The following is a 14371-nucleotide window of genomic DNA, read 5'->3' as shown; positions in this document are numbered from 1 at the left end:
AAGACTTTTAATTTTTAGGTTTTGATAACTTACAGTTAACTAAACCTAAAACTCACCAGCCCCACTTTCAACTTTCAACTAAAATACCGCTTCCCCATACATACCAATTTTTAAAAAGCCATCATTCTTAACCCGGACTTTTATTGCGTAAACCAGATTCGCTCTTTCGTTTTTTGTTTGAATGGTTTTTGGCGTGAATTCTGCCTTGGAAGAAATCCAGTAAATTTGGCCGGAGTAAGTTTTGTAATCTTTTTCACCCTGGTCAATCCGAACTTTTACCGTTTGCCCATTTTTTATCCGGGATAATTTATCTCCTGTAATGTATGCTTTCAACGTCAGCGTGTCAACATTTGCGATTTTGTACAGCGGTTTTCCGATTGCTGCCATTTCTCCTTTCAACGCATAACGCGTCAGGACAATACCGGTTAGGGGATTGATAATTTGTCCTCTGTTAATCTGTTCCTGATACTGTTTTGCCGTCACGGCGAGCGGTGATTGCTCGCTTAAAATTCCACGGTTCTGTGTTGCTGAATTGTAATTGTAAAGTTTGATTTGCTGGCGCGTCACACCGATCTGTTTTTGGATTTGATCAATGGCCGCATCGATATCATCCAGCTGTTTTTGTGTTGCTGCGTCAGCTTTTACCAGATTTTCCGTTCTTTTTCTTTCCCGGATTTGTTGAGCCAACTGTGATTCCTGTACAGCCAGTTGCCTCGATGCAACTTCGGTCTGATCTTTTGAGCTTCCCGTCTTTTGCTTCAATGCCGCTATGGCTGCCTCGGCCTGCTGCTTTTGAAGTTCCGGGATTTTTACATCAATTTGCCCAACATTATCACCCTGTTTCAACTGAGCCCCTTCCTGAACTGAAAAAGATAGCAACTGCCCGTTTTGTTGTGCAGAAACAATAACCTCGTCCGCCTCAAAATTGCCTGACGCATCATAATCATCTTTGGTTTCACAGGCAGCGATCAGGAAAAGACAAGCGAGTCCTGATAAAATACTTTTTTTCATACTTAAATATTTTCTAGTTTTCACTTCCTGAAATGTGGTTGTATTTATATTCTGCCTGCAAAAGCTGGATGGTATGAAGAATCAAAGTCTGCCGCGAAGTGTTTTCGGAATTAAGCTGTGAAATGTATTCGTGGACCGTTATCACCCCGTTTTCCAACTGCGCCAGTGATGATTTTTTTACAGATTCCCGAAGCCCGATTACCATTTTGTCCTGTTCAATCAAATCCTTATACTTTTGAATATCTCCGCTTTGCTGACTTAGGCTAAGATTGGTGTTATATAGAAAAATTTCTTTGTCAACTTCCAAGCTCTGCCGGCTTATGTGTAGACTTTGTCTATTGTTTTTTAGCGAATAAAGGCTGCCAAGATTCCAGTTTAACCTTAGACCGATGACAAACCAGGGACCAAATTCATTTTTGATAATATTCAGTGTCGGACGGCCATAAGCGCCCTGAAAAAATGCGCTGACCTTTGGCGTGAAGGCCGATTGTAATTTTTTATCTTCTACATCAAAAAGACGTTTTTGCAGATCATAGAATTTTATTTCAGGACGGTTAATTTCGGCTGACATGATTTTTTCACCAGGCATTTGCAGTTTTGTTTCCGAATCCACTTTTTTATCAATGATAATTGACAACATTTTAAGATATGCCTGCTTATTTGCTTTGAACTCAATGCTGTTCATATCCACATTTATAAGCTCAGCTTTTAACTGGTCCGCATTGCTTCGGAAGGAAGTCCCGTTTGCCAGCGCCGCAAGTGTTTTATCAAGCTGACTTTGCAGTTCAGATTTTCTTATTTCGTTTTGCTTTAATTGTTCATCCATAAGAATAATGGCAAAATAAATCTGATTCACCCTGTCATTCACCTCTCTCAGATTCATTTCAATATTTTGCTCCTGAACGGCCTGATTGGCTCTGATCGAGGCTTTTTGATTATTGATATCACCAGCGTCATAAATGATCTGGCTAATATCGGCCTGTATTTTATATTGATCTTTGCTAAGGGTAGGGAAATTCACGCCCGGAATTGATGGAATTACTTCTGAGAAATTAATAGTCTGCGATTGGTAGGAAGCCTGGCCACTGACAGCTACCTGGGGCAGATACAATTTTGACGCATTCTGTAACGAAAAACCACTGCTCTTGCGAACCAGATCATATTTCTTAATCAGCGGAAAATTCTCACGAGCCAGCGTGTAACATTCTTCAATTGTAAGATTTGAAATGTTCTGGGCTTGCGCCGCTGTCTGTACGGAGAAAAAGAAAAGAAAAAGCAGCCGGATTTTTTTCTTTTTAATCATCTTGTTTAGTCTTTTATTTTAATCGTTTGATTAATTAAGCCTCAAAAAAATGATGTTAAACTAACATCATTTTTATCCACATGGGTATCAGTTCTTTACGTTGTTTCATGAGCATGTCGTACTGTTCTTCATTTCCAATTAGTTTTGATAAAACGGGTTTTGCCACAAAGGGAAAAACGGTGATGCCAAGTAAATTGATCAAAATATGAAAAGGACTAACATTTAACTTACGGGCCATTAACTGTTTCATAAAAACAGATTGGGTAACACGTTCTTTTGCGTTAACAAGCTGGGCAAATTTTTCAGGCCTTCTTCTGATTTCACTCAAAACAAAAATGGGTAGATCCGGATTTACCAAAAGTAGATCAATGTAGGATTCTGCAATTTTATCCAGTTTTTCTTCCAGTTCGGTTTTCTCATCACTTAAAATCGGGATGATAGTACCGAAAAGTTTATTGACCTTTTCAAGCATTACAAGCTCAAAAAGCTTCTCTTTACTTCTAAAATAATAGTTTAACAAAGCAAGGTTAATACCGGATTCTTCTGCTATATCTCTGGTTCGGGCCGCTGCATAACCTTTTTCGGTAAACACTTTGCGAGCCGCTTCCATAATTTTTTCCTCAGTCGATAAATCCAGATTTTTCTTTCCCTTTGCCATATGCTTGTTTTAACACGTCGCAAAGGTTATTAATAATTCAATTAAATCAAAATTATTAATCATTTGATTAAATATTTTTATGATTAAATAAGCATTTTGAAAATTTAACTATATCAACAAAAAATTGCAATATTGTAAAATTCAGAAAAAATTCAGAATCCGCCAGTATGTTTGGCTTTATCACCCCTAACTATAAAAACGTTTATTGTGCATCATTCCGAAAGTCCAGCAGTTTTAATTCAGGTCCCTCCGGTCAAGATTCAAAAAAAATCGCCGAATTCATTTGCGCTTGCAGGGATTATGGTAGTACTTGTTGTATCCATGTCGCTGATTACGAGGATAATACTGACTGTTAAATCTGCGCCGGCTATTGATTTTACAATATCAAACCTGACGGGCATTTTTATAATCGGTCTGTTTTATGATTTGGTAAATTCAGCTTATTTCATATTGCCGCTGATGCTTTACATTTGGCTAATGCCTGCCAGATTGATGCAAAAACGTTGGCAGCTGATTTTGCTCAATGGCATTTTCGCTTTCTTTATTTTCGGACTTCTATTCAACATTGTTTCGGAATGGTTTTTCTGGGATGAATTCAGCTCACGCTTTAATTTTATTGCTGTTGACTATCTGGTTTATACCAATGAAGTCATTGGAAATATCCGGCAGTCTTATCCGGTTGAAGCCATCGTTGCTGTACTTTTACTTGCTACCGCTATTATGGTTTTTCTTCTGAAACCAGTTATAAAAAGTGCGGCTGCTTATTCTGTTGCTTTTAAATCCCGGTCTGTCTGGATGCTGGGATATTTAATTATATTACTGGCATCTTATTTTCTGGTCGATAATAAAATAAAACAGTTTTCTGACAATACTTATATCAATGAATTATCAGGAAACGGGCTTTATGAACTCTTTGCTGCTTATCGAAACAACGAGCTTGACTATGCGCAATTCTATCAGAAAATCCCGGATCAGCAGGCTTTTCGAATGATCAGAGAACAAATAAAAACGCCGGAAAGTCATTTTGTCAACAACGATCCATTTAGCATTGAGAGAAAAATAATTAATACCGGTGCAGAGAAAAGAATGAATGTGGTGCTGATAAGCGTCGAAAGTTTAAGTGCAGATTTTCTTGGTGTTTTTGGTAATACGCAAAGTATAACGCCAAATCTGGACTCTCTAGCCACGCATAGTCTTCTTTTTACAAAATTGTACGCCACCGGAACACGTACGGTTCGTGGACTAGAAGCTTTATCAGTCGGTACGCCTCCTACGCCGGGACAATCCATTGTCAGGCGTCCCAAAAATGAAGGTTTGTTTTCCATAGGACGGGTTTTTAAGGAAAAAGGTTATCAAAGTAAATTCATTTATGGAGGTTATGGCTACTTTGATAATATGGGATATTTTTTTGAAAACAATGATTACCAGGTTGTTGACAGAAATAAGATCGCCAAAAAAGACATTGCTTACGAAAATATCTGGGGCGTGGCTGATGAAAATCTTTTTACACTGGCTACAAAAGAAATTGAAAAGACGGTTAGCTCAGGAAAACCAGTTTTTGCCCACATTATGACCACTTCGAACCACCGGCCGTTTACTTATCCGGGCGGCAGAATTGATATACCTTCGCATACCAGCAGGGAAGGGGCGGTAAAATATACCGATTACGCAATCGGGAAATTTATCAAGGAAGCCAAAACAAAGCCTTGGTTTAAAAATACCTTGTTTGTCATTGTTGCGGATCATTGTGCATCCAGCGCCGGAAAGGCGGATTTGCCAGTGAATAAATACCTGATTCCACTATTAATTTATTCACCGGGAAATATTAAACCTGCTAAAATGGAAAGGCTCATGAGTCAGATTGACCTTGGTCCGACGATTCTTGGCCTGCTGAACTTTTCCTATACGAGTAAATTCTTTGGATATGATATTTTCAAACTGGAAGAAGGACGAGAAAGAGCATTTATCAGTACTTACCAAAGCCTAGGCTACATCCGACGCGACAGCCTGGTTATCCTAAAACCACAACGTATTGTTAATACTTTTATCCCGGATTTCAAAGATGGTTCTTCAAAACCTGCAAAATCAAATAGTCATTTGACCAACGAGGCTATTTCCTGGTATCAGACAGCGAGTTATCAGTTTAAAAACAAGCTGATGAAGTAAATCACGGTTATATTTTATTGATTCACTATTTAATTTGAAAAGTCAGATTGGCAGATTCAGGAGGAAATAGCCATTACATATTATCATTTTGTTAACTGCTTCAAACTGAGTTTTACATGATTAACTTCGTCTCAATATTCAATAAGATATTGTGCGTTGTTTAAAGTATTACCGGTTTTGATAATGAGGTGGAGTAATAAAAAAGAGTGGTTTTATCTCGCTGTAACACTGCTGCTGCTTACATGTGGCGTCATTTATCTTGTTTTGCAACCCTCGTATGACGAGCATTTTATTAATAAGCTCGATAGTCCGAAAAGTTTCAGGCTTCTGTCCGCAAAGGAGGAAAAAGATTCCATTTTTATTCGGGTAGATGGCCTGTCGAACTCCAATTATAGTCTGCGACTGGATTTGTACAGCCGCGATCCACACAGGAAAGCTTACAAGCACTTTTATTCCGAACTCATACAAATTCCGGCTGGGGAAATCCATGCTGCGTTTAAGAGGAAACTTGCCGGGGATTCCATCGGAGCGCAGGTTACCTATCTACCTCAGGAAAGCAAAAACGCAGCTGGACAAATTGTTTTGAAGACTGGATTTTTTTGATATAATCAGAAATTGAATTGCCTGAGTGGTGCAAGAAAACCTGTTAAGGGACTGACTTTAAAACAGTAAATACACCATCAAAAAAATGGCGGCCGTTATGCCGGCCGCCTGTAATCTGCAACAGAAACCGGGCACTTTTCAGCTGGTACGTTTCTGTGGTCGTGGACCAATCTATACAGGTAAAACCTGTTATTTGCATAGCGTTCATTCTTTTAATTCATGGAAAACGGCAGTATTTTAAGTTCTGCGGGCTGGTAAACCAGCGTTCCATCAAGATGGTTCCAATAAAAGAATGAAAGAGATTACTGATGTAAGTTAGTATAATTTTGAATGTGCCCGAATGATCTGCAACAATTTTCAAACTTGTTTTACAAAAATCATAAAGGGATCAAATGAAAAGAGGCACAAATTTTTTTGTGCCTCTTTTCATTTAACTGCCGTTAGCGGTTAATAGCCAGGATTTTGTTTTATTTTTTCCTTATTGATATCAATCTGGCTTTGTGGAATAGGGAAAACCAGATTATTAGCCGTCAACTGATTCACAAGCCTGATCTGATCTTTTTTGCCATTGATGACGGTGATAGCCCTGTCCGTGCGTACCAGATCAAACCAGCGTTGTCCTTCGAAAGCCAGTTCAACACGTCTTTCCTGTTCTATGGCCAGACGAAACGCCTGTTGCGTTGGAACATCAGATGACGTTTTAGGAGCCAAGCCTGCCCGGGTACGAATCATATTCAGGTAGGTAAATGCATCTCCGGCAGCCTGATAACCTATTTCATTAAGTGCTTCTGAATACATCAACAACACATCGGCATAGCGAATCAGTGGAATATTGTTTCCATTGTCATTTTTAGCGACCGGCACATCGTAGTATTTTTTAATAAATCTGTCCGGGATCACCTGGCCGGTAGCGTTGGTATACGATGATGCCACTGACACATCTTTACGAAGATCGCCAGCTTCATAGGCATTGATAATGTCGGTAGTCGGCTGATTGTTGCCATCACCGCCAAAGGCAATCACAGCATTCCCTGAGTTTTGCGGTGCAAAAGAATTTGGCCAGGCATTTCCTTCTCCGGTTCCGCCAGATTTGTACTGGACATCAAAAACAGATTCTTTATTATTTTTATTGGCTACTTTAAAAACGTCTGCGTAAGATGGCAACAGGGCATAATTACCCTGATCGATCACTTCTTTAAGCTTGGAGACAACTGTTGAATATTTTTTCTGAGTTAGATATACCTTGCCGAGATATGATTTGGCGGCGCCTTTCGTTGCTCTGCCTATGTCAGCACCTGTGTAAGAAACAGGTAAAACACTTTCAGCGTCTGTTAAATCTTTTTCAATCTGCGTGTAAACCTCAGCCGCGGGATTTCTTCCGAAAGAATAACCTTCATCAGGTGTGGAAACCGGTTTTAAGATCAGCGGAACATCACCGAACGTACGAACAAGATCGAAGTAAACAACAGCACGTAAAAATTTGGTCTCCGCTATGTACCTGTTTTTGAGGTTTTCGTCCATGGTTACCGCGCCTATCTTATCCAATATGGTATTAAAACGGGCAATCACACTATATGCATCGTTCCACCGGCCGGAAATGTATGGGTTAGTCGTTTTGATATAAAACCGGTCGAATTCATCCTGGTCAGTCACGGATCCGGAAGCTACGGCTACGGTATTATCAGAGGCAATTTCCCCAAAAATGTAGCTGTTTCCTGCCAAACCAGCAGCCTGCAAACCGGCATAAGCGCCGTTTACTGCATTTTTAAAATCATCCGCAGTTTTATAAAAATTATCGCTGGTTGCTGTCGAAATTGGTTTTAAATCGAGGAAATCTTCACTGCATGCCGTTAATAAGATTATCATCGAAGCAATTACATAGAATTTTAATATTTTCATTGTTCGTTATATTTTGAATTAAAACTATCCTGATGGTTTGTAATCTATAATTTACAAACCGATATTAATCCCGATTGTGAACGTTTTGGCTAGTGGATAAACACCATAATCAACGCCTCCGGTAAGAGGGCCTTCGTAATTGCTCACCTCAGGATTGTAGTTCAGGTATTTTGTAAAAGTAAAAAGGTTTTGTGCAGATGCATAAATCCTGACCTGCTGTAATTTTGCCTTGCTGATAAGTGATGCAGGGAGTTGATAACCAAGGCTGATATTCTGAATTCGCAGGTAAGATCCATCTTCCACCCAACGGGAGGAAACCGCGCTATTGTTTCCGGTGGTACGGGCATTGGCGCGTGGTGTTACGCCGTCACCAGGGTCAGCGGGAGAACGCCATCTGTTTAAAACCGTAGTCAACTGGTTAGCATTACCTTCAAGGTTTTCGAAAAACCGGCGGCTTAGGTTCAGGATTTCTCCACCCTGCGTTCCCTGAATGGCAATATTCAAATCAAAACCTTTGTAACTAAATGTATTGGTTACACCGTATATGAAATCCGGTTGGTTGTTGCCGATGATGGTTCTGTCATTGGCGTCAATTTTCTTGTCACCGTTTACATCTTCGTATTTTACATCTCCTGGTTTGGACGTAGGGTCATGAGGGTAGCTGTCCAGATCTGCCTGATCTTTAAAAACGCCTAATTGTTTATATCCAAAAAAACTTCCGATCGGAGAACCGATTTGTGTGATATTGGTTTCGCCAACGCCGCTTGCGCTGCGAATCGGATCTCCCGTTGGCCCAAGTGCAAGAACTTTATTGCGATTGAATGAAATATTCAGGCTTGTGTTCCAGATCAGGGCTTTTGTAAGATTGCGTGTATTGACTCCAAATTCCCAGCCTTTGTTCTGCATCTTGCCGATATTTTTTACTGCACTGCTAAAACCAGTTACAGTTGGCACGTTCACAGAAAGTAATAAATCTTTCGTTGTCCGCTCGTAATAATCGACTATCAGTGAGATACGGTTGTTGAAAAATCCAAGATCAATACCCGCATCAAGCTGCTGACTGCGTTCCCAGCCCAGTTTTGAGTTGGCAAGAGAAGAAGGTGCAAGTCCGTTTACCAGGCTATTGTTGAAACTGTAATTATCTGCTTTAAGTGTACCTACATAAGGATAATAACTTGAAAAGGCATTGTTTCCGGAAAGACCATAGCTCACGCGCAGCTTCGCCTCTGAAATCGCTCGGATGCTTTTCATAAAAGATTCTTCACTTATTCTCCATCCCAATGAACCAGCCGGAAATGTTCCCCAGCGATTGTCAGGCCCAAATATCGAGGAGCCGTCGCGTCGTACGGATACATTGACAATATATTTTCCTTTATAGTTATAGTTAGCTCTTGCAAAATAGGAGGCCGAGGCATTTTCCACTTTGGAAGAAATCGATGTGGTTGTGGTACCGCTTGCACTTCCATTCAAAGTTTCCACAACATCATTCGGATATGAGCTTCCTGTTCCCTGACTGTCCTGATATTGCAGTTTGGTTGATTCCATACCAATCAAAATGTCAAAATTATGAACGTCTTGTATTGACTTGCTGTAATTAAGCGTCTGGTTGAAAAGCCAGCTCATACTTTGATCAGAATAGGCAGTTCCAGTCGAAACGGATGGTGGCAGAATCTGATTCAAAGGCATTTTTGAAGTACGATATGCATTGCGTCGGTTACCGCTGAAATTCACATTTCCTGAAACGCGGTAAGTGAAATCTTTAAACAATTTCAGCTCAGCATATGTATTTGCCAGTAAAGTTGTAGTTAACAGCTGGCTATTGTATTCAGTAATGTTGGCAACCGGATTTGTGATACCCGGATAATTATAAGGCGCTGCAAAAGCCGTTTGAGAAGTATAAGAGCCATCTGCAGCATAGATTGGAATAAAAGGCATTACTGACAAAGCAGAGTTAACCACGGCGTTGTCTGCCCAGTGTCCGGCATCTTTTACTTCCTGCTGTACTTTGTAGGAGGGATTCAGATTCATTCCGATTTTAAGCGTTGGCAAAACATTTACTTCCACATTGGCCCGCAAAGTATAGCGGTCCAGAGCTGATCTTTTGATGATACCATCTTGTTGTAGGAAACCTCCGCTGATGCTGTATCTGGCCTTATCAGTTCCACCTGAAGCGGAAAGTTGATAACTGCTCATTTTCGCCGTCCGGAAAATCTCGTCCTGATAATCTGTATAAGGTAACGCGGCCACTTTTGCCGGATCATCAAAATTCAGCCAGTCAAACACCTCACCTCTTGGATATCGGTAGCGCAAATAATCTGTTGGCCTCACACTGTTTGGGTCCGTTATGTTTGCCCCCTTGATATTATCTATATAAGCATTATTGGAAGCCTCTTTACCAAATTCTGCGAACTGTTGTGAATTAAGTAAATCTATCTTCTTGCTAATTTGCTGAAAACCAGTATAAACATCCAGATTTACACTGGGTTTGCCGCTTTTTCCTCTTTTGGTTGTGATCAGAATAACACCGTTTGAGCCTTTTGAACCATAGATAGCCGTAGACGATGCATCCTTCAACACATCCATGCTTTCAATATCATTGGTGTTAAGCGTGCTGAAAATGGAGGCACTGACTATATTTCCATCCACCACAATCAGCGGCGAATTACCCGCACTGATCGAGCCAAAACCACGTACTTTAATTGCCGGCGTGCTGCCGGGTGTACCATTATTTTGCTGGATTACAACACCCGGAATTTTGCCCTGGAGTGCAGTTGCCACGTTGGAGACCGGCATATCCTTAATCTCATTCATGGGTACCGAGGCAATGGCCGAAGTTACGTTTGCTCTTTTCTGCGTACCATAACCCACCACAACAATTTCCTGTAACGATTTTGTATCAGTTGCCAGCGTAACGTTCACAACTGATTCATTTGTTACCGTTTTTTCGGTAGAAATATAACCAACGAAACTAAAAATTAGAATCGATGATCCGTCAGGAAGGTTTAGTTCAAAATTTCCGTCAGCATCGGTTGAAGTTCCCTGCTGGCTGCCTTTTAGTACGATACTTACGCCCGGAAGCGGCTGACCCTTGTCATCAATGACCTTTCCGGAAACCGTTTTATTAGCTTTTGGAACTTTAATAATGGTTTCATTCAGCTTTCGTTGCAGGAGTATTCTGGTTCCTTCGATTTCATAGGTAATATCTAAGGGAATCAAAAGCTTATCCAGCACGTCAGACAGTTTGCTGTTGGTAGCGGAAAATGATACCTTTTTTCTGGCCTGGATGCTATTGGTGCTATAAATAAAACGAACGTTTGCCTGCTTTTCAATCTGGGACAAAACACTTTTGATTTCGGTGGATTCGATCCTGAGAGAAATTTCTTTATTGAGCAGTTCCTGCGCAGTGACGTTGCGGGCCAGGGTCATGCCGCATAACGCAATAGACAGCATTAACTGCGTAATACTTATTCGCATAGCTTTAATCAGAAACCATTTGATTGATACACTTTTTTGCATAGTTTTAAAAGTTTTGTTGTTGTAACAGACAGAAAACAAACATGTACCGTTTCGGAATTAGCGTTCCTGGCGGTTTATCAGGCCGGTAATGTTCGAGCATTGCCGGCTTTTTCTTTATGGTTCTCCTTTCGAAGAATTCTTGTTAAATCAGTTCTTAATTCCGGCAGCCATCACCGCTTATAAAAAGTGTCGTTCCTCTTAATTCATAATTGCCACTGATCGATTTACAAATCAGTCTGAGCTGGGAATATAGGGGAAGGTCATTGATATCTCCCGTAAAAACACAGCGCTCTATGGCACTGTTTTCGAGTACAATTTCGACACCATAAACCTGTTGAAGGATCGCAATAACTTCTGGCAGTGGTGTTTCTTCAAAAATAAATGAAGCCTTTTTCTCAGGCGGATGTACAGCAATGGGTTCTTCGACCAGTTCAGGCACAAGCACTTTCTTATCAATGTCAAACCGTATCTTTTGATTAGGATTTAATATAATTCCGTTTCGTGTCCGGGCTGTTTTCTTGGAATTTTCATAAACAGACACTCTGCCGGTAACCACCGATACTTCAATCGATTTTGCTGAATTCAATGATTTTATATTAAAACTGGTACCTAAAACACGGGTTACAAGTTGTCCTGTATACACAAAAAATGGTCTAGCCGGATTTTTGGTTACATTAAAAAAGGCTTCGCCGCTCAAATGAACAATCCTGGCTTTGGAATCAAAATGTTCCGGATAACTCAGGCTGCTTTGTGCTTGTAATGTTACTTCTGTACCGTCTTCCAGAACGACTTTATGGGATTTGTCTGAAGTATTTTTTAATTCAATATTTCCTTTGGGAAGTATCGTCTGCGCGCCCAGAGTCAATTCAGTCGTTTTTTTTAAAACGGAAGTTTTTTGAAGCATAAGCGCGCCGTAGGCCAAAGTGATCAAGACAGATGCAGCCATGCCCAGTTTTACCCAGGGCATACCAAAGATGGAAACTTTCCTGTTGGCTCCAGAAAGTCTTTTCCAGATTCTTTTCCGAATGATATTTTTTTCCGAAGGAGCAATGATGATTCGGGTTTCCGCCAAGGTGTTTTCTGACCAATCCTGAATTTGCTGCTTTTCTTCGGGCGTGCATTCTCCTGCTACATATTTTTTCAATAGCAGATCGAAGTCGTACTGGTTCATTTATCTGGGGATTGAGTCTTATTAATTGTCAGTATGATAAACCTTTAAGTGTTCTTTGAGCACTTTAAGGGACTGCGTAATGTGATATTCAACTCCTTTTTCGGATAGATTTAGCTGCCGCGCGATGTCCTTGACCGAATGGTTTCCAAACCGGCTCATTTTGAAGACTTCACTGGTTTTTTCAGGCAGCTTTTTCATGGCCCGTTCTACGGCTTTGGCCAGGTCTTCAAAGCGGATAATTTCGTCGGTAGAATTGGACTGATGTATTTCGTGAAAAAGAAGATATTCCTGATACTTACGCTGGGTAATCTGTGATTTGATATAGTTGACCGTCAGGTTTCTGATGGACACGACGAGATAAGAACTCAGATGATGAATATTTGCCTGCTCTCTTTTGGTCCAAAGATTTTCAAAAACATCGTGTACAAGCTCCTCTGCTTCTTCTTTTGTACCCGTATGGTGATATGCAACTCCGAATAATTTAAACCAATAGCGATTGTAAATTTCTCCAAAGGCTTTTTCATTGCCCTGCCGAAGTAAATCTACCAGCTGCTCGTCAGTAAATAAGTTATTCATTGAATTCAATATTAATTTAAGTATAGTCAATTAACTAAATGAAATCCCTAAACGATTTTAAATATTCTTTAAATTGTTCAATAAATATCAGATAAGTATAATTATTTTAAGTTATAATATTTGTTAACTGAGAGGGTGATTTATTCCGGATTATGTTGGATCAGCCTGCTGGCAAAACTTGAATGATAATTTATTGAGGTAAATGAGCTGTTTTTAAAACTGAAAAAAGCGGTGTTCGGGCTATCGTAATCTCAGCTAGCGCGGATTTAAAACCTGAATTTATTTGGTGCGAGTAACTAATATTTCTTGTTAAAAGAACAAAGATTTAATAATGAAAAATCTTTTTGTAACCGATAATAATTTATTTTATTGCAACTTTTCATACAAAATGCAGTCTTAAACAAAAGGCTGCTGAGGAATGGAATCAATAGCCCGAAAGTGAACAACAATTTTTTAACCTAAAATCAAAGATGCCTATGGAGAAATAAGAAACTAGTTAACAATCGATTTTTAAAGTTTATTTTTTAATTCCCTCTTTCAAAAACTTTTATGATGTTACAAAAACTAAAAACAATATCTACTGCACTATTTTTCTCTACTTTACTTTTTTTTACTTCATGTACCGATCATAACATTGAATCTGGTCCATTAAAACTAACCACACTGAAGTCCTTTGGCGTTTCCGGATACCAGATACAGGTTGACGAATTGGGTGACAAACCTGTTTCAGAGTATGGAATAGTGTATACCTCATATCCACGTGGGTTAGGTGGTCATAATTTTGAACCCACCATCTCTGACCGCAAAATTGTTTTTACCACACCTATTCAGGCAGGTTTAAACACCTTTACCGGAACCTGGCGTAATGATGGCGGAACTTTTTATTACTACCGCGCCTATGCTATTGTTGACGGAAATCCCGTTTATGGTTCTCATTTGAGCTATACAGTAGAGATTCCTTGATTCTGATAAAATAAAAGTCTCCAACAAAAATCTATGGATTTCTGTTGGAGACTTCTTACGTCTAAACTATATCTTCGGGGTTTTCTTTCTGGCCTTCAAGATTTATAGAGTAAAATTAATTCACCGGCTTGATACTGCCTTTTGCATGTTTAAAATCACCATCAGGCAAAGTCCAGTTCATGTAAACGAGCTGGTTTTTATGATCCTGGATCTGGGTTACGGTGTTGCCGTTGATCTCTTTCCAGGTCAGCATAAAAAGTTTGGAACGGAGCTGGGTAATTTCAATTTCTACCGTTTCAGATTCGTCAACCGGGATACCGTTTTTTTCGGAGATGTGAAAGGTTAATTGCGCATCACTCTGGATATCCAGCACAGCTTTTGCACCAAAATCAACTTCAAACTTTTTTCCAATGATTTTCATATTCTTCTAGTTTATTGAATATCCTGATAAATTATTTCAAGGTAGCACTTGTTAAATCTTATGGAAAACTGAAAAAGGGCAGAT

11 protein-coding genes are annotated in these 14371 nt (G+C 39.8%); 3 read left to right on the top strand and 8 right to left on the bottom strand.

Annotated features, from left to right (window positions below):
* Window positions 1–78: 78 nt before the first annotated feature.
* The 3 genes from IEE83_RS16760 to IEE83_RS16750 are packed head-to-tail and all read right to left on the bottom strand — an operon-like array spanning window position 79 to window position 2972.
* Window positions 79–1011 carry an HlyD family secretion protein gene (locus tag IEE83_RS16760; RefSeq protein WP_194121680.1) on the bottom strand — a complete coding sequence of 311 codons (933 nt, stop codon included), beginning with the start codon at window positions 1009–1011 and terminating at the stop codon, window positions 79–81.
* A gap of 13 nt (window positions 1012–1024) precedes the next feature.
* Window positions 1025–2314: a TolC family protein gene (locus IEE83_RS16755; RefSeq protein ID WP_194121679.1), complete on the bottom strand. Its 1290-nt coding sequence runs from the start codon at window positions 2312–2314 to the stop codon at window positions 1025–1027.
* 55 nt (window positions 2315–2369) lie between these two features.
* A complete protein-coding gene (locus IEE83_RS16750; protein ID WP_194121678.1) occupies window positions 2370–2972 on the bottom strand; it encodes a TetR/AcrR family transcriptional regulator in 603 nt (200 codons plus the stop codon).
* A 207-nt stretch (window positions 2973–3179) separates the two neighbouring features.
* Between IEE83_RS16750 and IEE83_RS33445 the strand changes: the two genes are divergently transcribed.
* Both IEE83_RS33445 and IEE83_RS16740 read left to right on the top strand, forming a co-directional pair.
* Window positions 3180–5138, top strand: coding sequence for an LTA synthase family protein (locus IEE83_RS33445; RefSeq protein WP_310588520.1), 1959 nt, complete (start codon window positions 3180–3182; stop codon window positions 5136–5138).
* Between the two features lie 183 nt (window positions 5139–5321).
* Window positions 5322–5741: a hypothetical protein gene (locus tag IEE83_RS16740; protein ID WP_194121677.1), complete on the top strand. Its 420-nt coding sequence runs from the start codon at window positions 5322–5324 to the stop codon at window positions 5739–5741.
* Between the two features lie 447 nt (window positions 5742–6188).
* On the opposite strand, the gene IEE83_RS16735 is transcribed toward IEE83_RS16740, so the two are convergent.
* From IEE83_RS16735 to IEE83_RS16720, 4 genes are all read right to left on the bottom strand, one after another.
* Window positions 6189–7640 (bottom strand): RagB/SusD family nutrient uptake outer membrane protein, encoded by a 1452-nt coding sequence (locus tag IEE83_RS16735; RefSeq protein ID WP_194121676.1) that lies wholly within the window; start codon window positions 7638–7640, stop codon window positions 6189–6191.
* Between the two features lie 51 nt (window positions 7641–7691).
* The gene (locus IEE83_RS16730) at window positions 7692–11156 is read right to left on the bottom strand and encodes a TonB-dependent receptor (RefSeq protein WP_228101842.1); all 3465 of its coding nucleotides are present in this window, start codon (window positions 11154–11156) and stop codon (window positions 7692–7694) included.
* Window positions 11157–11310: 154 nt separating this feature from the next.
* Entirely contained in the window at window positions 11311–12327 is a 1017-nt protein-coding gene (locus IEE83_RS16725; RefSeq protein ID WP_194121675.1) for a FecR family protein, read from the bottom strand.
* A 21-nt stretch (window positions 12328–12348) separates the two neighbouring features.
* Complete coding sequence (locus IEE83_RS16720; RefSeq protein WP_194121674.1) at window positions 12349–12903, bottom strand: RNA polymerase sigma factor; 555 nt, start codon at window positions 12901–12903, stop codon at window positions 12349–12351.
* 549 nt (window positions 12904–13452) lie between these two features.
* Here IEE83_RS16720 and IEE83_RS16715 point away from each other — a divergent pair.
* Window positions 13453–13866 carry a hypothetical protein gene (locus IEE83_RS16715; RefSeq protein WP_194121673.1) on the top strand — a complete coding sequence of 138 codons (414 nt, stop codon included), beginning with the start codon at window positions 13453–13455 and terminating at the stop codon, window positions 13864–13866.
* A gap of 115 nt (window positions 13867–13981) precedes the next feature.
* Here IEE83_RS16715 and IEE83_RS16710 read toward each other — a convergent pair whose 3' ends face one another.
* Window positions 13982–14287 carry a MoaF-related domain-containing protein gene (locus IEE83_RS16710; RefSeq protein ID WP_194121672.1) on the bottom strand — a complete coding sequence of 102 codons (306 nt, stop codon included), beginning with the start codon at window positions 14285–14287 and terminating at the stop codon, window positions 13982–13984.
* Between the last annotated feature and the right edge of the window lie 84 nt (window positions 14288–14371).

Origin of the sequence: Dyadobacter subterraneus, assembly GCF_015221875.1 — a bacterium.
Lineage (GTDB): Bacteria > Bacteroidota > Bacteroidia > Cytophagales > Spirosomataceae > Dyadobacter > Dyadobacter subterraneus.
Note: the sequence above shows the minus strand (reverse complement) of the source record. Positions and strands in the feature narration are given on the sequence as shown.

Coding starts and splice junctions, on each gene's coding strand:
- IEE83_RS16735 (WP_194121676.1), bottom strand. CDS start 7,640: ATGAAAATATTAAAATTCTATGTAATTGCTTCGATGATAATCTTATTA.
- IEE83_RS16750 (WP_194121678.1), bottom strand. CDS start 2,972: ATGGCAAAGGGAAAGAAAAATCTGGATTTATCGACTGAGGAAAAAATT.
- IEE83_RS16710 (WP_194121672.1), bottom strand. CDS start 14,287: ATGAAAATCATTGGAAAAAAGTTTGAAGTTGATTTTGGTGCAAAAGCT.
- IEE83_RS16715 (WP_194121673.1), top strand. CDS start 13,453: ATGATGTTACAAAAACTAAAAACAATATCTACTGCACTATTTTTCTCT.
- IEE83_RS16730 (WP_228101842.1), bottom strand. CDS start 11,156: ATGCAAAAAAGTGTATCAATCAAATGGTTTCTGATTAAAGCTATGCGA.
- IEE83_RS16740 (WP_194121677.1), top strand. CDS start 5,322: ATGAGGTGGAGTAATAAAAAAGAGTGGTTTTATCTCGCTGTAACACTG.
- IEE83_RS16725 (WP_194121675.1), bottom strand. CDS start 12,327: ATGAACCAGTACGACTTCGATCTGCTATTGAAAAAATATGTAGCAGGA.
- IEE83_RS16755 (WP_194121679.1), bottom strand. CDS start 2,314: ATGATTAAAAAGAAAAAAATCCGGCTGCTTTTTCTTTTCTTTTTCTCC.
- IEE83_RS16720 (WP_194121674.1), bottom strand. CDS start 12,903: ATGAATAACTTATTTACTGACGAGCAGCTGGTAGATTTACTTCGGCAG.
- IEE83_RS16760 (WP_194121680.1), bottom strand. CDS start 1,011: ATGAAAAAAAGTATTTTATCAGGACTCGCTTGTCTTTTCCTGATCGCT.